At 68.1% G+C, this 21,917-nt stretch carries 14 protein-coding genes and 1 pseudogene; 8 read left to right on the forward strand and 7 right to left on the reverse strand.

All coding sequences use genetic code 11. The annotated features are described in order from the left end of the window. Positions 1–24: 24 nt before the first annotated feature. The 6 genes from ACIA76_RS26470 to ACIA76_RS26495 are packed head-to-tail and all read left to right on the forward strand — an operon-like array spanning position 25 to position 12,881. On the forward strand, positions 25–1,221 hold the full coding sequence (locus ACIA76_RS26470) for an acyl-CoA dehydrogenase family protein (RefSeq protein WP_397155184.1): 1,197 nt from the start codon (positions 25–27) through the stop codon (positions 1,219–1,221). Between the two features lie 15 nt (positions 1,222–1,236). After that, positions 1,237–2,616 (forward strand): NAD(P)/FAD-dependent oxidoreductase, encoded by a 1,380-nt coding sequence (locus ACIA76_RS26475; protein ID WP_397155186.1) that lies wholly within the window; start codon positions 1,237–1,239, stop codon positions 2,614–2,616. A gap of 39 nt (positions 2,617–2,655) precedes the next feature. Beyond that, complete coding sequence (locus tag ACIA76_RS26480) at positions 2,656–8,217, forward strand: SDR family NAD(P)-dependent oxidoreductase (RefSeq protein WP_397155188.1); 5,562 nt, start codon at positions 2,656–2,658, stop codon at positions 8,215–8,217. Positions 8,218–8,235: 18 nt separating this feature from the next. Further along, positions 8,236–11,436: a type I polyketide synthase gene (locus ACIA76_RS26485; RefSeq protein ID WP_397155190.1), complete on the forward strand. Its 3,201-nt coding sequence runs from the start codon at positions 8,236–8,238 to the stop codon at positions 11,434–11,436. A gap of 4 nt (positions 11,437–11,440) precedes the next feature. Continuing rightward, the gene (locus ACIA76_RS26490; RefSeq protein WP_397155192.1) at positions 11,441–12,445 is read left to right on the forward strand and encodes an acyl-ACP desaturase; all 1,005 of its coding nucleotides are present in this window, start codon (positions 11,441–11,443) and stop codon (positions 12,443–12,445) included. Continuing rightward, complete coding sequence (locus tag ACIA76_RS26495) at positions 12,435–12,881, forward strand: SRPBCC family protein (RefSeq protein ID WP_397155194.1); 447 nt, start codon at positions 12,435–12,437, stop codon at positions 12,879–12,881. Before ACIA76_RS26490 ends, ACIA76_RS26495 begins: the two co-directional genes overlap by 11 nt. On the opposite strand, the gene ACIA76_RS26500 is transcribed toward ACIA76_RS26495, so the two are convergent. From ACIA76_RS26500 to ACIA76_RS26510, 3 genes and pseudogenes are all read right to left on the reverse strand, one after another. Continuing rightward, on the reverse strand, positions 12,869–13,750 hold the full coding sequence (locus ACIA76_RS26500) for a MaoC/PaaZ C-terminal domain-containing protein (protein WP_397155196.1): 882 nt from the start codon (positions 13,748–13,750) through the stop codon (positions 12,869–12,871). The genes ACIA76_RS26495 and ACIA76_RS26500 overlap by 13 nt on opposite strands. A 60-nt stretch (positions 13,751–13,810) precedes the next feature. Beyond that, positions 13,811–14,305: a hypothetical protein gene (locus tag ACIA76_RS26505; protein WP_397155198.1), complete on the reverse strand. Its 495-nt coding sequence runs from the start codon at positions 14,303–14,305 to the stop codon at positions 13,811–13,813. Between the two features lie 59 nt (positions 14,306–14,364). Then, positions 14,365–15,477 (reverse strand): annotated as a pseudogene (locus tag ACIA76_RS26510) (hypothetical protein). A 163-nt stretch (positions 15,478–15,640) separates the two neighbouring features. Between ACIA76_RS26510 and ACIA76_RS26515 the strand changes: the two are divergent. Then, entirely contained in the window at positions 15,641–17,092 is a 1,452-nt protein-coding gene (locus ACIA76_RS26515; RefSeq protein WP_397155200.1) for a M20/M25/M40 family metallo-hydrolase, read from the forward strand. A 64-nt stretch (positions 17,093–17,156) separates the two neighbouring features. Next, positions 17,157–17,576: a hypothetical protein gene (locus ACIA76_RS26520; protein WP_397155202.1), complete on the forward strand. Its 420-nt coding sequence runs from the start codon at positions 17,157–17,159 to the stop codon at positions 17,574–17,576. A gap of 16 nt (positions 17,577–17,592) precedes the next feature. On the opposite strand, the gene ACIA76_RS26525 is transcribed toward ACIA76_RS26520, so the two are convergent. From ACIA76_RS26525 to ACIA76_RS26540, 4 genes are all read right to left on the reverse strand, one after another. Next, complete coding sequence (locus tag ACIA76_RS26525) at positions 17,593–17,979, reverse strand: ester cyclase (protein WP_397155204.1); 387 nt, start codon at positions 17,977–17,979, stop codon at positions 17,593–17,595. A 187-nt stretch (positions 17,980–18,166) separates the two neighbouring features. Beyond that, complete coding sequence (locus tag ACIA76_RS26530) at positions 18,167–18,463, reverse strand: hypothetical protein (protein ID WP_397155206.1); 297 nt, start codon at positions 18,461–18,463, stop codon at positions 18,167–18,169. A gap of 15 nt (positions 18,464–18,478) precedes the next feature. Then, positions 18,479–19,300, reverse strand: coding sequence for an ESX secretion-associated protein EspG (locus ACIA76_RS26535; protein ID WP_397155208.1), 822 nt, complete (start codon positions 19,298–19,300; stop codon positions 18,479–18,481). Beyond that, positions 19,297–21,903, reverse strand: a complete 2,607-nt coding sequence (locus ACIA76_RS26540) for a hypothetical protein (protein ID WP_397155210.1) — start codon at positions 21,901–21,903, stop codon at positions 19,297–19,299. The genes ACIA76_RS26535 and ACIA76_RS26540 overlap by 4 nt, the downstream gene beginning before the upstream one ends. Between the last annotated feature and the right edge of the window lie 14 nt (positions 21,904–21,917).

Here is a 21,917-nt window from a genome sequence, read left to right on the forward strand (position 1 = left end):
GACCATGGTGAACGAGGAGCCCCGGTGACTTCAACCGATGAAACCAAGCGATTGACAACCGAACTGGAATCCGTGCTGTCCGCGGTGCGTGCCGCGGTCCCGGTATTGCGTGCCAACGGGCTCGCGGCCGAGGCCGAACGCAGACTGCCGGAAGAGAATCTGCGACTGCTCACCGAGGCGGGGGTGTTCCGGGCCGCGGTGCCCGAGCGGTTCGGGGGCCTGGATCTGCCACTGATCGAGATCTGCCACCTGCTGGGCGAGATCGGCCGCGGCTGCGGATCGAGTGCGTGGGTGGCCAACTCCGCCACCGACGGCGCGTATCTCGCCTCGCTGCTGCCCGATCGGGCGCAGGAGGAGATCTTCGCCGACACCGATACCCGCTTCTCCATCAGTGTCGCCCCGACCAGTATGTTCGGTGAGGTCGACGGTGGTTACAAACTCAACGGCGCCTGCCCGTTCGCCTCCGGATGCCGCAGCGCCGAATGGAGTTTCATCCCCGGCGGCCTGCAGCGCGCCGACGGCAGCTGGGGGTCGCTGCTGGCCGCGGTGCCGACCTCGGAACTGGGCATCATCGACGACTGGCAGGTCAGCGCGGCGGCGGGGACCGGCAGTTGCACACTCACCATCACCGATGTGTTCGTCCCGGCCCATCGGGCCATCACGATCGATCAGATGCTGTTCGGCGGCGATCCGGGCCGCTGGAACGCCGCGATGCCGGGTCGCGGCTACTCGTTCATGAGCCTGGTCGTCATCGAATCGGCGGCGGCCATCGTCGGCATCGCCCGCGGCGCCTACGAGCTGATGCTCGAGCGCGTGCCGGGTCGGCCGATCACCTACACCACCTGGTTCGATCAGGTGCAGCATCCGCTCACCCAGATCCAGTTCGGTACGGTCGCAAGTAAACTCGCCGCCGCCGAGGCGCTGCTGGACCGCTGCGCCACGCTGGCACAGCAGCGCGCGGACGCGGGGATGGATCTGGCGACCGAGGAGAAGCTCGCCATCCGCGGCCACACCGGTTATGCGGTGCGGCTGGCCCGGGAGGTGGTCGACGAGCTGTACACCGCCGCCGGTGGTTCGGTGATCCGCAGCAGCAGCCACTTCCAGCGTTTCCACCGCGATGTGCTGGCCTTCGCCAATCACGCGCTGATGGCCCCGACCGTGGGCGCGGAGGCCTACGGACGCAGCCTGCTCGGCCTCGAACCCGCGAGCCCGCTGCTCTGACCGGGAGGACATCCGATGACCGATATCGCACCGGCCCGGACCGGCGCTGCGAACGCCGCGGTGAAGCACGAGATCTATTGGCGGGAAACCGAACCCGTGACCCCCGGCCCGCCGCTGCGGGGCGAGGTGACCTGCGATGTCTGCATCATCGGCGGCGGCTACACCGCGATGTGGACCGCGCACTTTCTGCACAAGGCCGATCCCCGGCTGCGCATCCACATCCTCGAGGCCGATTACGCGGGTGCGGGTGCGTCGGGCCATAACGACGGCTTCGTGACCCCGACCATCGGGCACAGCCTGGGCGCGCTGGTGCACCGGTTCGGCGCCGAACGGGCCAAGCTGGCCTATGCCGCGGTGGGCAAGTCGATGCTCGAGCTGAACCGCTTCTGCGTGAAGAACGAGGTGGACGCGGAATTCGAATCCGCCGGTTACTACCAGGTGGCGGCCGGCCCGGATCAGATCCGGCTGCTCGAGCGCGATCTCGACCTGGCCGCCCGGCTCGGCGCGCAGTCCGGTCTGGATCTGCTCGATCGCGAGCGGGCGCGGGAGCGGATCGACTCACCCGCGATCCAGGCCGCGGTGAAAGTCGGCGGGGCCCTGATCAATCCGCATCGGCTGGCGCGCGGGCTGTTCCGCACGGTCACCGCGGCGGGCATCGCGGTGCACGAGCAGACCCGGGCGCTGAGCGTGGAATCCACTGCGGTCGGGCATGTGGTGCGGACACCGCACGGGCGGGTGACGGCGACGACACTGCTCTACGCCACCAATGCCTATCAGCATCAGTTCGCCGAGTTCCGGCGCAAGGTGGTGCCGGTGTGGAGCTATGCCGCGGTGACCCGGCCGCTGACCGAGCAGGAGCTGGGCGCGGTGCATTGGCCGGAGCGGGAGGGGTTCGTCGAGGCGGGCAACTTCATCGTCTTCGGTCGTCTCACCGCGGGTAATCGGTTGCTGTTCGGCGGCGGTCGCGCCCACTACCGCTTCCGCCGGGATATGGATGTGCCCCGCCATATCGATAATCCGCGGGCCACCGAGACGCTGCGTGCCGTACTGGCCCGCTACTTCCCGGCCTGGCGGGAGGTGCCGTTCACCCACACCTACGGCGGTTGCGTGGCGATCACCCGGGAGGTCGTCCCGCATATCGGCGCGCTGGGCGATGGACGGTTCTACGCACATGGCTACTGCGGCAACGGAATCGCGCTCACCCACACCGCGGGCAAGGCCCTGCGCGATCTGATCCTCGACCGCGACACCTCCTACAGCAATCTGCTGTTCGTGCGCGGTAAGGAGAAGCCGTTCCCGCCCGAACCGCTGGCATTCCTGGGCGCGGGCGCGGTGTCGAATCTGCTTGCCGCACAGGATCGCCACCCAGGGCTGATCCGCCGCCAGCTCGTCTGATCCGGCGGGACAGCGCTACCCCTCGGGAGGGATACGAAGATGACCGACTCGTCGCCATTCGCCCACCGCGTCGCCGCCGCGGCGCCCGCGGACCGGTACGGGCTCTGCCTGGATCTGGTGCTCACCGAGACGGCCGCCCTGCTGGGGTGCCCGGCGAGCGAGGTCGTGCCGGATCGGGCCTACCGCGATTACGGCTACAACTCGCTGGCCGGGCTGGCGCTGACCGAGCAGTTGAAACAGGCCTCGGGCATCGATCTGCCGCTGACGATGCTGTTCGATCAGCCCAATCCGTCGGCCGTGGCCGGATATCTGCTCGAGCGGATCGCATCCAGCGGCGCGATCGAGGTCGCGGAGCCCGTGGTCGAAGTGCCTGTGCCGCAACAGGAGTCGTCTCCGGTCGAGATCGCCGACGCGCGGATCGCGGTGGTGGGCATGGCCTGCCGGTATCCGGGCGGGGTGCGTTCGCCGGAACAGTTGTGGGAGTTGGTCGCCGAGGGCCGCGACGCCATCGGTGAGTTCCCGGACGATCGCGGCTGGGATCTCGACCATCTCTATCATCCCGACCCCGGGCATCTGGGCACGAGTTCCGCGCGCTCGGGCGGATTCCTGCCCGATGTGGCCGATTTCGATCCGCAGTTCTTCGGCATCAGCCCGCACGATGCGGTGGCGATGGATCCCCAGCAGCGGCTGCTGCTGGAGGGCGCCTGGGAGCTGTTCGAACATGCCGGGATCGACTCGATCGCGTTGCGCGGCAGCAGGACCGGGGTCTTCCTCGGCGTCTGCGGCAGCGACTACTCCTACCTCACCCGTCCGCCGTCGGCCGGGCTGGAGGGCCGGTGGGGACTGGGCATGATGAGCAGCGTCGCCTCCGGCCGGATCGCCTATACCTTCGGATTCACCGGGCCCGCGCTCACGATCGATACCGCCTGTTCCTCGTCGCTGGTGGCGACGCATCTGGCCATGCAGTCGCTGCGGCGCGGGGAGACCGATCTGGCGATCGCCGGGGGCGTGCAGGTACTCGCGACGCCGAGCCTGTTCATCGAATTCAGCAGGCAGCGCGGGCTGGCGCCGGACGGGCGCTGTAAATCGTTCGCCGATGCGGCCGACGGCACCGGATTCTCCGAGGGTATGGGGCTGGTACTGCTGGAGCGGGTGGGCGACGCGCGGCGCAACGGCCACGAAATCCTTGCCGTGCTGCGTGGTTCGGCGATCAACTCCGACGGCGCCAGCAATGGGCTGACCGCGCCGAACGGACCCGCGCAGGAACGCGTGATCCGCGCGGCGCTCGCCGACGCCGGGCTGGGTCCGGCCGATATCGATGCCGTCGAGGCGCATGGCACCGGCACCATGCTCGGCGATCCGATCGAGGCGAATGCGATCCTGGCCACCTACGGTCGTGATCGGCCCGCCGAGCGGCCGGTGTGGCTGGGCTCGATCAAATCCAATATCGGCCACACCCAGGGGGCGGCGGGCGCCAGTGGTCTGATCAAGACCGTGATGGCGTTGCGGCACACCACCCTTCCGCGCACGCTGCACGTGGACACACCCACCCGCAAGGCCGACTGGCGCGCCGGAGCGGTGGCGCTGCTGACCGAATCACGCTCGTGGGCACCGGGTCCCGGCGACCGTCCGCGTCGCGCGGCGGTCTCGGGCTTCGGGGTCAGCGGCACCAATGCCCATCTCATCGTGGAGCAGGCCCCGGCCGTCGAGCCGATCCCGCCGGAACCCGACTGCGACGCACCACTGGTCTGGGCGCTGTCGGCGCGCACACCGAATGCCTTGTCGGCACAGGCCCGTCGGCTGCACGACCGGCTCACCGACCATCCCGAACATCCGCTCGATATCGCCTACAGCCTGGCCACCACCCGGTCGCCTCTGGAACATCGGGCCGCGGTGATCGGCGTGGACGCCGATGAATTGCTGTCCGGGCTGGCCACTCTCGCGGCCGGACGCGTCGGCGGTTCGGTGGTCGCGGGCCGGATCCGCTTGGACGGACGGTCCGCGGCGGCGGTCATGTTCCCGGGGCAGGGCGCCCAATACGTCGGCATGGGAACCGAATTGGCGCGGCACTATCCGGTGTACGCGCAGGCGTATCGACAGGTATGTGCGGAACTCGATACACATCTGGAGCTGCCGATCGAGACCATCGTGGCCGGTACCGCGGAGGCGGGGCTGCTCGATCGGACCGGCTACACCCAGGCGGCACTGTTCGCGGTCGAGGTGGCGCTGTATCGGCTCGTCGAATCCTTCGGGGTGCGACCGGCATATCTGATCGGACATTCGATCGGGGAGTTGACCGCCGCCCACGTGTCGGGCGTGCTCGACCTGGCCGACGCGTGCCGGTTGGTGACCGCCCGCGCCCGCCTGATGCAGGCGTTGCCGTCCGGTGGGCGGATGGTCGCGATCGAGGCGACCGAGGACGAGATCGGCCAGGATCTGATCGGCTCGGGCGGACGCGTCGCGCTCGCGGCGGCGAACGGCCCTGCGGCGGTGGTGATTTCGGGTGACGGCGAGGCGGTGACGGCGATCGCCGAACGATGGGCGGACCGCGGACGACGGACCAAGCGGCTCACCGTCAGCCACGGCTTCCATTCCCCACTGATCGAGCCGATGCTCGCCGAATTCGCGGAGATCGCCCGCACCATCACCCCGGGCGCACCGCGAATTCCGGTGGTGTCCAATGTGACCGGCGCGCCATCGAACGATTTCGGCACCGCCGACTACTGGGTCCGGCATATGCGCGGCACCGTGCGCTTCGGCGCGGGCATCGGCTGGCTCGCCGACGCCGGAATCGATACCTTCCTCGAGGTCGGGCCGGGCGGTGCGCTGTCGGTGCTGGCCCGCGAGGGCCTGGCCGACGCCGATCGCGGCGCGTTGGTCGTGCCGATCCTGCGGCCGCGCCGCGCCGAGGCGATCACGCTGCTGAACGCGCTGAGCCGCGCCCATATCGCGGGCCTGCCGATCGAGGTGGCGGCGATGCTGCCGCGGGGCGGGCGGCGGATCGGGTTGCCGACCTATCCCTTCGAACACCAACGCTTCTGGGTCGACCCGCAGCCCGCGGCCTCGGCCACGCGCGGCGTCGCTCCCGCTCGGCATCCGCTGTTCGACGGGTCGGTGGAGCTGGCCGACGGGACGGAATGGCTGTTCCTGGGCAGCTGGTCGCGGGCCCGGCAGCCGTGGCTCGACGAGCACACCGTATTCGGCAGCACGGTCGTCGCGGGCGCGGTCATGGTCGAGATCGCGGCGCATCTGGGTGGTCTGCTCGGATTCCCGGTGGTCGGCGAGCTGACCTCGGAGGCGCCGCTGCTGATTCCGCCCGATCGGACGGTGGCGATACAGGCACGCGTCACCGCTGTCGATCCGGCCCATCGATCGCTGACCCTGCACAGCGATGCCGGGGACGGCTGGCGTCGGCACGCCACCGCGACGCTGAATGCGGAACCGAGTGCCGCTGCGCATGATTCGACCGAACCGCCGCCCGCTGCGGAGGTTGTCGATATCACCGGGCTGTATTCGCGGCTGGCCGAGCGCGGTCTCGGCTACGGGCCGCGGTTCCGGCGGCTGCGCGCGGTGTGGCGGCACGGCGAGGATCTGTTCGCCCGCATCGAACCCGAACCCGCCGAGGAGTTCCTGCTGCATCCGGGCACGCTGGACGCGGCCTTCCATGCGGCCTTCCTGGCCAAGTCCGAGGATGACACCGCCTGGCTGCCGTTCGTGTGGTCGGGGGTGCGGATCCGGCGGGGGACACCGAAATCGCTGCTGGTGCGGTTGTCCGCGGCGGGTCCGGATGCGGTGGCGATGACCGCGGTCGACGAATCGGGTGAGGTCGTGGTGTCGGTCGACGCGGTGATCGCCCGGCCGGTATCGCTCACCCAGCTCGCCGCGGCGCAGGCGGGTGACTCGCTGTACCGCTGGTCCTGGAACGAGATGGACACGGCCGCAGCGGCTTCCGTATCCTTCGCCGTGCTCGGTGCCGCGGCCGACGGTGCGCGCCGATATCCGGATCTGGACGCGCTGGTGGCCGATATCGAGGCCGGGGTCGTGGTCCCGGATCTCGTGCTCGCCGATCCGGCCGAGCTGTTCGGGACCCATGCCGACGTACCGGGTGAGACGGCGGCGATCACCCATGGGGCACTGGGGCTGATCCAGCAGTGGTTGTCCCACAAGGCGTTCGCGACGAAGCGGCTGGTGTTCGTCACCCATGGCGCGGTCGCGGTCGATGCCGACGAGACGCCCGATCCGCGGGTCGCGGCGGTATGGGGTCTGGTCCGCAGCGCACAGAACGAACATCCGGACCGCTTCGCCCTGGCCGATGTGGACGGGTCCACGGACGTGGTCGCCCGATCGGTCGGCTCGGGCATCTCGCAACTGGCCGTGCGCGCCGGGACGGTGCTGGTGCCGCGACTGCGGGCGATGCGGGTGCCCGCAGAGCCGCCGCCGTGGCGCGGACTCGACGGCTCGGTGCTGATCACCGGCGGGACGAGCGGACTCGGCGCACTGGTCGCGAAACATCTTGTCGCCCAGGGTGTTCGCAGCCTGATCCTGGTCAGCCGCCGCGGCCCGCGCGCCGACGGCGTCGACGCGCTCCTGGCGGAGCTGACCGGTCAGGGCGCCGACGTCGAGGTGGTGGCCTGCGATATCGCCGATCGCGACCAGGCGGCCGTACTCATCGCGGAACTTCGACCCGACCAGCGGCTGCGCGCGATCGTGCACGCGGCCGGTGTCCTCGACGACGGAATGGTCGAGGACCTCACCGAGGAACGGCTCGCGAAGGTGCTGCGGCCGAAGGTGGACGCAGCCTGGCATCTGCACGAGCTGACCGCCGATCTCGACCTCGTCGCCTTCGTCCTGTTCTCCTCGGCCGCCGGTGTCCTCGGCGCGCCGGGACAGGCGAATTACGCTGCGGCGAACGCCTTCCTGGACGCCCTCGCCACCTGGCGCCGCCGCCACGGCCTGGCGGGTGTGTCGATGGCGTGGGGCCTGTGGGCGCAGCCGAGCGCGATGACCGGCGGGCTGAGCGCGGCCGACAAGGCGCGACTGGTCACCTCCGGCGTCCTGGAACTCGATCCGGACGAGGGCCTTCGGCTCTTCGACGCGACCGCGACCTCGCCCGAGCCGGTGGTCATCCCGATCCGCCTGGACCCGGCCGCCCTGCGCGCACCGCATTTCCCGGTCCCGACGGTGCTGGCCGATCTCGTGCCGCGAGCCTCGGCCGCACCCGCCACCGGTGCGCTCACCGCCCGGCTCGCCGAACTGCCACGCGCCGAAAGGATTTCGGAGCTGCTGCGACTGGTGTGCACAGAGGTGGCGAGCGTGCTGCGCTATCCGTCGCCCGAGGCGGTCGATCCCGAGCGGGCCTTCACCGATCTGGGCTTCGATTCGCTGGCAGCGGTGGAACTGCGCAACCGGCTGACCTTCGAATCGGGCCTGACCATCGCGACCACCGTGGTATTCGACCATCCCACCCCCGAGGCGATCGCGGGCTATCTGGACGAGCGGCTGTTCCCGCAAGACGTCGAGCCGGAACCCGAAGGGCCCACCGACGAACTGGACAGCATGGACGCCGAGGCGCTCGTGCGGCTCGCGCTGTCGGACGAATGACGGGAGGAGTCGCACGCCATGGCCGTCGACACCGAGGAACTGGTCCGCGCGCTGCGGGCATCGATGAAGGAGAACGCCCGGCTGAAGGCCGGTGGCCGGCACGGCGAACCGATCGCGGTGGTGGGCATGGCCTGCCGGTATCCCGGCGGGGTGCGTTCACCGGAACAGCTGTGGGAGTTGGTCGCCGACGGCCGCGACGCCATCGGTGAGTTTCCCGACGACCGCGGCTGGGATCTGGACGCCCTCTACCATCCGGATCCGGCCCATAGGGGCACCTCTTATGTGCGCCACGGTGGATTCCTGTCCGGCGTGGCCGATTTCGATCCGCAGTTCTTCGGGATCAGCCCGCGCGAGGCGCCCGCGATGGATCCGCAGCAGCGGCTACTGCTGGAGGGCGCCTGGGAGCTGTGCGAACACGCCGGGATCGATCCGATGTCGTTGCGCGGCAGCAGAACCGGGGTGTACGCGGGGCTGATGTATCAGGACTACACCTGGTTGGCGGCCCGGCACGCGGATACGCTGCTGGGCCGGTGGGGGATGGGCATGATGAGCAGCGTCGCCTCCGGGCGGGTGGCCTACGTGTTCGGATTCACCGGGCCCGCGCTGACCATCGATACCGCTTGTTCCTCGTCGCTGGTGGCGACGCATCTGGCCATGCAGTCACTGCGGCGCGGGGAGACCGATCTCGCGGTGGCCGGGGGAGTCACGGTGATGTCGACCCCGACGGTGTACGTGGAGTTCAGCCGCCAGCGCGGGCTCGCGCCGGACGGGCGGTGTAAATCCTTCGCCGACAGCGCCGATGGCACCGGATGGTCGGAGGGGATGGGGTTGATGCTCCTGGAGCGGGTGAGCGACGCACGGCGCAACGGCCACGAGATTTACGCCCTGCTGCGCGGTTCGGCGATCAATTCCGATGGCGCGAGCAATGGGCTGACCGCGCCGAACGGGCCCGCGCAGGAACGCGTGATCCGCGCGGCCCTCGCCGATGCGGGCCTGCGATCCGAGGATATCGATGCCGTCGAGGCACACGGCACCGGCACGACCCTGGGCGATCCGATCGAGGCGAATGCGCTGCTGGCCACCTACGGCCGCGACCGGCCCGCCGAGCGGCCGGTGTGGCTGGGCTCGATCAAATCCAATATCGGCCACACCCAGGGCGCGGCCGGGGCGAGCGGACTGATCAAGACGATCATGGCGTTGCGGCACAACACACTTCCGCGCACCCTGCATGTCGACATTCCCAGCGGCAAGGTCGATTGGAGCGCGGGCTCACTGGCCCTGCTCACCACCGAACAACCGTGGCCCACCCGTCCGGACACGCCCCGCCGCGCGGCGGTGTCGGCCTTCGGGGTGAGCGGCACCAACGCCCATCTCATCGTCGAGGAGCCGCCCGCCCCGCGCCCGGTGACTCGCGCGCCCGTCGCCCCCGGCACCGCACTGGTCTTCCCGGTGTCCGCGCGCACCGCGCGCGCCTTGGCCGCCCAGGCCCGCCAGCTCGAAAGCCGTGTCGCCGCACTGCCACCGGACCGGCTCCTCGATCTCGCGCGCAGCCTGGCCACCACCCGCGCCCACCTCGAACATCGCGCCGCGATCGTCGCGGCGACCGCCGCGCAGCTGCGTGCTGCGCTGGCGGTCCTCGCCGAGCGGCCGGTCCCGCCGCGGGCGGAGTATCGCGACGGCATCGCGCGCGGCGCGGGGGTCAAGGGCGGGCATCGGGTCGCGTACCTCATTCGCGCCGACGCGCGCGGCTGGGCCCGAGGCGCGGCCGAATTGCTTGACGCGACACCGATTTTCGCCGAACGTTTCCGGGCGTGCGCGCGAGCGCTGACCGCGGCCGGGGGAGCCGACCTCCTCGCGGTGGTCACCGGTGCGGACGGGGCGCCGCCGCTCGATCGCGATGATGTTGCGCGCCAAGGTTTGTTCGCCTTCGCCGTCGCCGCCGCAGCGGTGTGGCGGGCGAGTCTTCCCGACGCGCCGGTGATCGGCGAGGGTGTGGGCGCAACGGCCGCACAGGTGATCGACGGCACGGCTACCCTTGAAGCGGCTGCACGAGAGGCGGTTTCGGGTGCCACCGGGACCGGTTTCCAGGAGCGGATCGGAGGGCTGGTGTCGGCCGGGTATCGCACCTTCATCGAACTCGGCCCGCGATCGTCGGCACCCGTCGGCGCGCTGGTCGATGCCGAGGACGCGGCGGTGATCGCGGGGCTGGCACCGTTCGGTCCCGGCGGCGCAGGCGATCTCGCGGCCGCCATGGCCACGGCCTACGTCGCGGGCGCCCGCGTGCACTGGGAATCGTGGTATCCGTCGTCGCAGACCTATCATCGGATCGACCTGCCGACCCACCCGTTCCAGCGGCGTCGATTCTGGTTGGACACCAACCGATCCCGGCCCGCCGCGCCGCCGCCCGCCCGCACCCAGACGCTCGGCGCGCTGGTGCGCCGCGCCGATCTGACCGGCGATCTGGTCGGGGCCGCAACCATGTTGGCCGCGGCGGCCCGCTTCCGGCCCACCTTCGACGTGGCGGCCGGCGCCGCACACGGCGCCTCGGCCATGCTGCTGTCGGAGGGTGACGCGCCCGTGCTGATCTGCGTGCCGTCATTCCTGGCGGGTTCGGGACCGCATCAGTTCGTCGCTCTGGCAACTCGATTCGCGCGGCGACCGCGCGCGCTCGCGCTGACGCTGCCGGGCTTCGCGACCGCGACGGCGCTACCGTCATCGTGGCAGGTGGGGATCGAGGCGATCACCGAGACACTTCTCACCGCCTGCGGTGACACCCCGTTCGTGCTGCTCGGTCACTCCATCGGCGGGGTGCTGGCGCATTCGATGACCGAACATCTCGAACGCCTCGGGCGGCCGCCGCGCGGACTGATCATGATCGACACCTTCGATCCCGAACCCGAGGGACGTCACGAGACCTTCGGCTGGGCAATGCATCACATCCTGGCCCGCGATCCCGGCGGCGTCGTCGTCACCGACGACAACCTGCTGGCCATGGCCAACTATCTGCGCCTGTTCGAGGAGTGGAAGCCGTCACCGATCACCTCGCCCAGCCTCGCGGTGCGCGCCACGGTGCCGATCGATTCCGCTGCGCCGCGGCGGCATTGGGCCGTCGCCGATCAGCGGATCGACGTCGCCGCCGACCATTTCTCGATTCTGGAACAACATGTGTCCGACGCCGCCGAGGCCATCGAACCGTGGCTGCGAAGTATCAAGGGGTGAGGGTATGACCAGTGGGATGACTCAGCTCGTGCTGTTGCGCGAGCTGGAACCGACCGTCGAACAGAATCTCGAGCGCCACCTGTCCCTGGCCAAGGAATGGCATCCGCACGACTACGTGCCCTGGGACGAGGGCCGCAACTTCGCCGCGATGGGCGGAATCGATTGGGAGCCGGGACAATCCCGGCTGAACGAGGTCGCGAAGGCCGCGATGATCACCAATCTGCTCACCGAGGACAATCTGCCCTCCTATCACCGCGAGATCGCCGAGAACTTCTCCCGGGACGGCGCGTGGGGCACCTGGGTCGGGCGCTGGACCGCCGAGGAGAATCGGCACGCCATCGCCATGCGCGACTATCTCGTGGTCACCCGCGGCGTGGATCCGGTCGCGCTGGAACGGGCCCGCATCGAGCATATGACCGCCGGATTCTCCTCCACCGATGTCGGCGCGGATCGGAGCCTGCTGCATTCGGCGTCGTATGTGACCTTCCAGGAGTTGGCCACCCGGGTCAGCCATCGCAATACCGGCCGGGTCTGTGAGGATCCGATCGCCGACCGCATGCTGCAACGCGTCGCCGCCGACGAGAACCTGCACATGATCTTCTATCGCAACCTGTGCGCCGCGGCCTTCGATCTCGCGCCCGATGCGATGATCGACGCGGTGTCGCACATCATGCGCCACTTCAAGATGCCCGGCGCGGGCATGTCGGACTTCCGCCGCAACGGCGCGCTGATGGCCAAACACGGCGTCTACGACCTGCGCCAGCATCTGGAGGAGGTGGTCATGCCGGTGCTCAAACACTGGAAGGTGTTCGAGCGCACCGACTTCACCGGCCGCGGCGAACGGATCCGCGACGAATTCGCCGCCTTCCTCGAGGAGATGGCGCAGGTGAAGATCCCCCGATTCGAGGAGCAACGCGACCGGCTGCTCGCCCGCGAGGCCCAGCGCGGTCAGCGGTCCGGCGCTCCCGCGTTGGTGGTGGCCGCGGGATCGGATCGCGATGGCCAGTAGCACCCGCGTGGATGTCGAATTCCGGGTGCGCGCGGGTCCCGAGGTGGTGATGGCGGCGCTGACCGATCTGCGGCGGCTGCCGGAATGGTCTGCGCTGCACCGCAATGTCCGCATCGAATCGACCGACGATCAGGGCCGCCCGATCCGGGTGGCGCTGGATGCGACCTTCGGTCCGATCGTGGATCGGGAGCTGATCGAATACGGGTGGGACGGCATCGAGCGGGTGAACTGGAACGTGCTGAGGAGCACCTATCTGACCATCCAGCGCGGCTCCTACACGCTGCGGCCCGATCCGGACGGGACGCAGGTGACGATGGCCCTCGAGATCGAGGCGAAGTTCCTCGCGCCCAAGCTGATGGTGCGCGGACTGCAATTGGCGACGTCGAAGACGGCGAGCAAACGGTTCAAGGCGTTCGCCGAATCCTATGCGATCTGAGCGAGGGTCGCCGTGAGATGTGTCGCGCCGGTGCGGGCATCGCGCAGCGAAAAGTGCCAGCCGCCAGCGTCATCCGGATGATCCACGAACAACTCGACCGTCCCCGGCAGCAGCAGCGGTTTACCGAATGTCACCTCGTAGCGCGACGATTCGCCCGTCACACCGGTCACCGCGCGGAGTACGGCCGCGGCCTCCCACATGCCATGCGCGATCGTGCCCGGGAAGCCGAGGATCCGGGCGCCGATGCGCGAGACGTGAATCGGATTGTGATCGCCGGAGGCCGCGGCGTACGCGTCGATGACCCGCTGATCCACGCGGATCGTCTCCTGCGATGCCGCCGGGGCCTGCGGTTCGGCCGTCGCGGACCGCCGCCCTCGGGCTTTCCCCTGTTGTTTCAGCAGTGTCGCGGTCTGCCGCCACACCGGCTCCGCCCCCGCCGACACCTCGCTGATCGCGTCGAACACCTTGCCGCGCCGATGATCACGCAGATTCTCGACATGCACGGCGACGGTGAGTGTTTCGTCGACACCGATCGGGCGCCGCTGTTCGATCACATTGCCGAGGTGCACCAGGCCGGGCAGCGCGAAGGGAAAGGTGCGCGACACCATCAGAGACATGGTGACGGGATTGGCCAGCACATACGGATAGGTCAGCGGGAGCGTGTCCGCGAGCGGCAGTCCGCACACCGTGGTGAAGGCGGCCAGATTGGCGCGATCGATCCGGACTCCGGGCAACCGCACGGTCGTCGTGGGCAACTGCGCCGACCGGGCGGTCAGCAGCGGTACCGGGAGCGATCCGGCGAACGCCCGCAGGTACAGGTCCCGCATCCGAGGGGTGCTGGGCAATTCCACGGTCGATGGATTCGTCACCACGGGCTCCTTCGGTGTCGAGGCCCAATTCTACTGCCGCCCAACCGCATCGGTAGGCGATCAGCTCCTGCGTAGGGTGCCGGTCACGGTGCCGCCCGGGCTCGCGGTGCGGTAGGCGAGGGATCCGTCGGTGTGCAGCTGGACCGTTGTCTGCGCGCTCGGATCGCAGCCCGGGCCGCCGGTCGCCGTGGTCGCGGACAGGGTCAGTTCGGTGTCGGTGGCGCCCGCGACGCGGTCGGTGTGGTCGCAGCGGACGCCGGAGGCCTTGTCGATGGTCGACGAGCTGGCGACATCGGCGTCGCTGTCGCCGCGGATGGTCAGGACCACATCGAAGGTGTCGTGGCCGTTGTCGGCCACGCCTCGCCATTCGCCGAGGAAGGTCGGCGGAATGTGCGCGGCCGAGGACGTGGAGCCGGTCTGCTCCGGACTGCGCAGATAAGCGATGATCGCGATCGCGACGGCGAGCAGCGCGATCGGGCCCACGATGGCCAGGCGAATCCGGTTCTTGCGGCGGATCGCCTGCTGCTGCGGTGTCTCCCACTGATCGCGAGCCACCCACCCGAGTCTATGCCCTCGGCCGCAACGGAATCCGAGTTTCCGGCCGGGCGGTGCGCTCAGGGCGCGACCGAGGTCCAGTCGGCGAATCCGGTGGGGTCGTGGCGGCCGAGCGTGGCGTGATCGAACATGCCCCAGCCCTCGGCCTCACCGCACCACGCGTGGGCGACGTATTCGACGACACCGTACGGGACGCGGGCGGTGATCGCCTGATCGGTGAAGTCGTAGGCGGTGGAACCCGACCAGCCGCGGCCCATCCAGCGGCCGTGCAGCCATTCGGGGTCGGGGCTGTATCCGCAGCCGATATGCAGGGCCACCTGGGTGCCGGGCCGGATGCGGACGTCCACCGGCTCGCCGTCGGGCGTGGTGAGCGATAGGCGCACGGACTCGACATGTCGTGTGCCGGAACGGTATCGGATGTCGACGCGAGGTCAGCCGAGCTGTTCGATCCGGCCGTCGGGCCAGATCCGCACCGCGTCGTTGAGTGTGCGATACCCGTCGGGGTCCTCCTGCACGATGACCACGATCGCGAAATCGTCGAACCGCAGCGGCACATACATCCACCAGAAACCCTCGAGGTCCCCGGCCGTGCGGCCCGGCGGCTCGGGCTCGCCGACCGAGCGGACACCCCACGACCGGTCCCGACTGCCCAGCCAGACCGCGGGATCCACCGTGAAGTCCGTGCGGTCGACATGCAATGTCCCCTCCCAGGTTCCGAGCTGTGCGAACCGGGTGGCTTGGATGGTGGGGCGGGTACCGGACAGGATCACATGCGGTTGTTCGCGCACGGCGGGGAACGATCCGGTCCAGCTGAGATCGCAGGACAAGTCCTCATGTTCGCAGATCACGCGGATCCGTCGCAGCGCTTCGGTGACCTCGACGCGATAACCGCCGACCCGCTGGGTGAGGCTTCGATCCTCGAGCGCGTCGGAGAATCGGACGCTGCGCTGCCGGTCGCCGTGACGGACGGTGACATAGGCATCGATGACGCCCAGATTCGGATATACGCCCATTCCGGTGACCAGGAAGGTGCCGCCGTCTCGGTCGTGGGCGTTGAAGTAGCTGCGGTCGTAGAAGTTCCGATCGCCGCCGGACACCCGCGCCATCGGCAGCGGAGTCTGATGGATCGGGTATTCGTCCAACGGCGCCGGAGCCGTTCCCGGGATAGGCATGGCCCAACGGTAACGTGTTCTCATTATCTCGCGCCGGGACCGCGCGACGGGGCTCACTGGACGGAATCCGGCCTTGACGCACAGCCCCGGTCGCGATAGCCGGATTGTCGGGAATCCGGCGCTTTCGGCTCGCTCGTGCTGCCCATTGTGTTAACTTCCGTTGATGTCTCCCATAATTCGGCGCGATCGGTGGGTTTCGTTGGCCGCGGTGGGGCTCGTCGCGGCGCTTTCGGTCACGGCATGCGGATCGGGTGGCTCGTCGAAGAAGGATTCCGCCGCCGCGTCGGGCGCGACGGCACAAGACAATACGACGTTGTTTCACGATATCTACAAAGAACTCGTGAACACCGACACCTCGCATTCGACCGGCAGTACCACGATTGCCGCGAATGCGGTGAAGAAACGCCTGCTCGATGCGGGATTCGCGGATTCGGATATCCAGATCTTCGAACCCGTGCCACGAAAGGGCAATCTCGTCCTGCGCTTCACCGGATCGGGGCAGCGGAAACCGTTACTGCTCATGGCTCATCTCGATGTCGTGGAGGCCAAACGCGCGGACGGCTGGCAGACCGATCCCTACCAGCTCACCGAGCAGGACGGCTTCTATGTCGCCCGCGGTTCGGTCGACGACAAGGCCATGGCCGCCGCCTGGGTCGCGAACCTGATTCTGTTGAAGCGGCAGGGTTTCCGGCCCACTCGCGATATCGTACTGGCGCTGACCGCCGACGAGGAGGCGGGCGATAACGACGGCGCGCAATGGCTGCTGGCGAACAAGCCCGATCTCATGGCCGCCGAATACGGCCTCAACGAGGGCGGCGATTCGATTCTCGTCGACGGGAAACCGGCGATGCAGGCCGTGCAGGTGGCCGAGAAGATCTATGCCGTGTATACAGTCGAGGCCAAATCGAAGGGTGGCCACAGTTCAGTGCCGACGCCCGACAATGCCATCTACAGCCTCACCGCGGCGCTGAATCGCCTGGCCGCCTATCGTTTCCCGGCCTCGGTCAGCCCCGCGACCCGCGATTACTTCTCCGGTCTGGCCGCGAAACATACCGGCCAGCTGGCCGACGATCTGCGCGCGGCCGCCGCCGGGAATCCGAGTCCCGATGTCCTGGACCGCCTGTCGGCGGATCCGGTCTACAACGCGCAGCTGCGGACCACCTGCGTCGCCACGATGCTGAAGGCCGGCGAGGCCGAGAATGCCCTGCCGCAATCGGCGCAGGCCACGGTCAACTGCCGCATTCTGCCGCAGGAGGATCCGGCCGATATCGAGCGGCAATTGCGGGCGACATTGGCCGACAACGCGCTGACCGTCACCCCCGATGTGCAAGCGGCGGGCGGCATCTCACCGGTCGACGGCGATGTCCTGACCGCGGTCACGGCCTTGACCAAGGAGATGTTCCCCACCTCCGCGGTGAGCACGGTCATGTCGACCGGCGCCACCGACAGCAGCTACGCCCGCGCCAAGGGCATCCCGATGTACGGGATCAGCGGACTGTACATGGAGACAAGCGATTCCGAGCGCCAGCACGGCGTCAACGAACGCGCCCCGATCGCCGGACTCGACACCAGCCGTGACTTCCTGTACCGACTGCTCGAGCAGCTCTGCGGATAACGGCTCGGGTATGCTGCGATCCGTATCGGCCAGCGGGGCAAAGCATTCGGCAAGCGCCTGACCGGTGATCTCGTTACCCGTCCGCAGTGCCGGGGGAGGCCTGGCGCTGCTGCTATCCGGAGCCCGGCTGGGCGCACCGCAGGACAGCGTGTTCAGCCCGGACATCTGGGCGGAATCCAGTCCCGGCCAATGGTTTCGGCTGCTGCTGGAGGTCACCTTCGATGAGACCTTCGACGAACGGATCGTGGGCCTGTCCTACTTCGACCCGGGCTCGTTCTCACCGCGCCACGCGCATCGGTTCCTGTTCCTCGACGGCGAGGCCGATGACGAGATGGTGTTCCCCGACGGCGCCCGGCACACGGCACATCGTGTGCGGGGCGACTTCGTCGACTATCCGTATCCGCTGGAACACCAAAGCTTCAGCCGGGCTGGCTGTTTGATCCTGTTCGCGCACGAGCCGATCACAGCGGCGAGCGGCGGCTAGGCGGCCGAATCCGCCGTCAGAACAGTCCGTTGTCGTTGATCGGGGGAAACAGCTCCACTGGGATGGTCTGGACGGTGTCCCAGTGCTCGACCGGTCGGCCGTCCTCCACTCGGAAGATCTCCACGATCTTTCGGCTAGGAAAGCCCGGCACTACGGAGTGGACCTGCATGACGACATAGTCGCCTTCAGCGACAACGAGCTCGACCTTGTTATATGCATCTGGATGGTTGTCGCGCCGAAACTTTACGAACCTCAAGAACGCTTCTGGACCGTCGGCCACGTGCGGATTGTGCTGGATGTAGGTGTCGCCCAGGAACAACCTGGTCCGCTCGACGTCCTTCTCGTTCACCGCGACGTCGTAGAAGGCCAAGACGATATCCTTTGCTGATTGTGTGTCCCGCATAGCCGCCATCTCCTTTCTTCCGGTGAAGCCAACCCGTCATCGGCGCGACGCCCTGCACAGCTATCGGCGGCGCGCCCTCGGGCTCACCATAATGGTCTCGCTCGTAAGTTCGTCGTAGGTTATGCCGATGGGTCAGGGCCATCCGGTATCCGGTGCCACTTCGGCCGCGGATCGGTCCTAAGAGAAGTCATTTGTCCATATCGTCCATCTTCTGTGCGGCGTCGCGCATGCTGTCGCGGAACTGGTTGAGCGATCGGGTCATATTCTCCGCGCCGTCCATCAGGTTGTGGCTCGACTTCTCATAACCCGAATCACCGTCGGTGAACTTCTTGCCGTAGTTGTCGTGCCCGAACGGATAGCCCTTCTCGTTCAGGGTGTTCTCCAGGCCCTTCACCGTATTCCACACGCGCACGGCCACATCGTCGACCTTGCCCGCGGCGTTGCGCAGTTGTGCGGTGTCGACCTCGACCTTGTCCTCGCCCATCGCAATCTCCTTCTCTCAGTATCGGTCGTCGTCGTAGCCGCCCTCGACGCCTGCCTCCCAATGCGTGTCGAGCCGCTGCATGAGGTTGTTGATATCGGCCTGAATGCGTTCGGCGAACCGGGTCGGTCCGGTGGCCATGGCCACCGGCGCATCGTCCATCGCCATCACGTAGCGGCCGTCGCCGACCACATCGCGCCACAGCATCTTCGTTTCGTGAATTCCGCGCGGACCGTATTTCGAACGGCCCTGCGCGATGAGGACCGTCCCGGTCAGCGTCGCGCGCGTCTGCCAGAACTTGCTCGATCGGGCCGCGGGCGCGTCGTCGTCATCGTCGTCGCGGAACATGCTGCCGCCGCCATGTCCGACGTACGCCTGCGGATCGGTGACCACCGGAACGCTCGAGATCCGCCCGGCCTCCACCGCGGGCAGCGACCGGACCACCGCCGCGGCCAGGCCGCGCGGATCGCATTCGGTCACGGTGAAGCCGTCGGTATGCCAGAACGACTTTCCGGGTTTCTGCGAGAATCGGAACGCCTGCGCACCGCTGCGGGCGAAGTGCATGTAGAGGCGTTTGCTCCCGTTCTCCATATCCTGCTCGTCCCAGCCGCGCAGCCGGATGAACAGGTCGGGGGCGCACATGACCTCGATCATGGAGTCCCACAGGGGATCCCATTTCGCCCGCAACTCCAGCCAGGTCGTCTGCTTCAACCGGGCGGATTCGTCGAGCGTCATGGGTTCGTCGAGCGTATAGAACAGTGGGGTCGGCATGGCGCCCTCCCGAAACCGTTCGCACAGCACCTGGAACTCCAGCCCGGTGAATTCCCACGAAAGCGTCACGGCTCGATCACCGGCCTCACCTTATCGATCCCGTCGTCGAGGACCTCGTCGAGATTACTTGTGTTGTCGAGGAACTTGGGCCGCTTGTATTCCTTGCCGGCGCCCGCGTTGGCGGCCCCGCCCGGCGCACCACCCATGGGCGCACCGCCCATCGGCGCACCACCGCTGCCGCCAGTGGCCGGATCGACCATGCTCCTGCTCCCGTCGAAGCTCTGCGGCAGGCTCGCCCGCGGGAACAGCCGCGAAACCTCCTGCTGGGTCACGGGATTGGACAGCATCGAGCCCGCGCCGACCAATCCCGCGCCCGCGCCGCTCAACGCCGCGCCCAGCGGCCCGCCGAGCGCGCCGCCCGCGGTGGACAGATCCCCGCCGAGCGCACCGAAGTCCGAGCCGAGTTTGCTCAGGAAATCGGTGCCGAGTCCGGAGCCGGAGCCCAGGAGCTGATCGATACCGGGCAGACCGGCATTGTGCAGCAGCTGATCCAGGCCGGACATGCCATTCGGTCCGAGGAGTTGTTCGAGACCGGACAGGCCCGACGCGCCTTGTCCGAGTAGCGAACCGATCAGCGCGCCGAGGCCCGAACCGCTGCCGGAGCCGAGCAGTGAACCGAGTATCGACCCGAGGCCCGAACCACTGCCGGAACCGAACAGCGAGCTGAGGATCGAATCGAGGCCGGAACCGCTGCCGGAGCCGAGCAGCGAGCTGAGGATCGAATCGAGACCCGATCCGGAACCCGAACCCTGGCCCGATCCCTTGGGCGAGAAGGGCGAGGTTCCGCTGCCCGACCCCGAACTCGAACCGAACGGCGAGGTGGACCCGCTGAGTCCACTGTTGCCGCCACTGCCGCCGCCGAGTATCGATGAGGCGGCCGAGAGACCGTCGGAATAGCCCTTCGCATAGCCCGTTGCATAGCCCGATCCGGACCCTGAGCCGCCGCCCGAGCCCGAATCGCTGGTGGAGCCGTAACCGGGATAGCCCGAACCCGTCGAGGCGGATCCGCCATAGGACCCGTCGCCGTAAGACCCACTGCCGCCGGGCATTCCGGCGCCGATGCTGGAGCCGCCGCCACCGGAGTAGCCGCCGCTGCCCGAATCGCTCGGGATGTTCGGGATGTTGGGGCCGCCGCCACCGCCACCGCTGCCGCTACCGCCGCCCTGACTGCTCCCACCGCCGCCTTGGCTGCTCCCGCCACCGCCGCCGCCGGAATCGCTGCCGCCACCCCCGTAGCCGCTCCCGCCGCCGTAGCTGCCGCCCCCGCCGCCCCCGCCGCCTTGGCTGCTGCCACCGCCACCGCCAGAACCACTTCCGCTGTTCGAGCCGCTGCCGCTGTCGGTCCCGCTGCCACTTCCGGAGCCACTGCCGGAGCCGCTCCCGCTGCCCGAACCGGATCCACTGCCGCTACCCGAATCACTGCCTGAACCGGAATCGCTACCCGAGCCGCTGCCGCTACCGGAACCGGAGCCACTGCCCGAACCGCTACCCGAGCCACTGCCACTACCCGAGCCGCTGCCGCTCGAACTGGCGTTTCCGGTGCCCGAGCCGAGCACGGTGATCATCGGGAACGCCTGGATGGAAGCCTTGATGCCCTTCACATACCGATCGTTGTATCGATCGAGATACCAGCCGCGCCACTTCTGCAGCGTGCAGTCCACATACGCCACATGCGGTTCGCCGCGGCCGTGGCGGAAATCGTCGTAGGTGTAGGCGGGCATGCCGTCGAAGGTGTACTTCAGCCACGAGGAGGTGTAGTTCAGCACCGAGGCCAGCGCATTGATGCTGTCGCCGAAGGCCTTCGAACCGTCCTCGAAGCGTTTCACCGCCTTGACGGCCTGATCCTTACCGGTGCCGCTCCACATATCGTCGGAGATCCGCGACAGCTGGTTGGTCACGTTCGAGATGTCGGCGGCCATCTGGGTGGCCATCCACTGGTAGCGGGTGCCCGCGATATTGGTGTTCCAGTCGCTGCCGATCATCGAACGACCGAAGTTGTAGAAACCGTCGAAACCCCAGGCGCTGGCATCGGTGATCGACACCGAGATGTTGTTGTCCTTGTTACTGGGCGCCGTCGGATCACTCGGCATGCTGTTGTTGTTGCTCGGCCCGAAGTTCGAGGCGCCGGGTGGATTGCGGCTGCCCGGATCGTTCTTCACGCCGTTGTTGTGGATGCTGTTCAGATCATCGACCGACTTCTGTTCGGCGTCGCGGTACTTCTTCAGCGCCGTGATGAACGCATCCTCCATCTTCTGGAGGATCCGCTGCATGTTGTCGATCCCGTTGACGATGTCGGTGCCCTTGCGGTTGAAGACATTGGTCAGTTCGGTGCCGCCCAACTCGTTCGAGAGCGGCTTGATCGCGTTGAGCTGGTTGTCGGTGACGTACTTGCGGTAGTAGTCCAGCTGCTTGATGAGCTCCTGGATGGCATTCGCACTGTCGGTGAATACCGAGTCGACGGCGGTGAGGTTCTGATTGAGATTCAGACCGCCATTGGTGGCCTGGTCGCTGAGGTTCGTCCAGTCCGACAGATCCAGGGGAGAGGTGTCCGAAGGCCCACCGGCGCCTGTCCCGCTCCCGCTTCCGCTGCCGGAGCCGCTCCCATCAGCCATTGTTTTCCACTCCT

Source organism: Nocardia sp. NPDC051570 (assembly GCF_044454005.1).
Lineage (GTDB): Bacteria > Actinomycetota > Actinomycetes > Mycobacteriales > Mycobacteriaceae > Nocardia.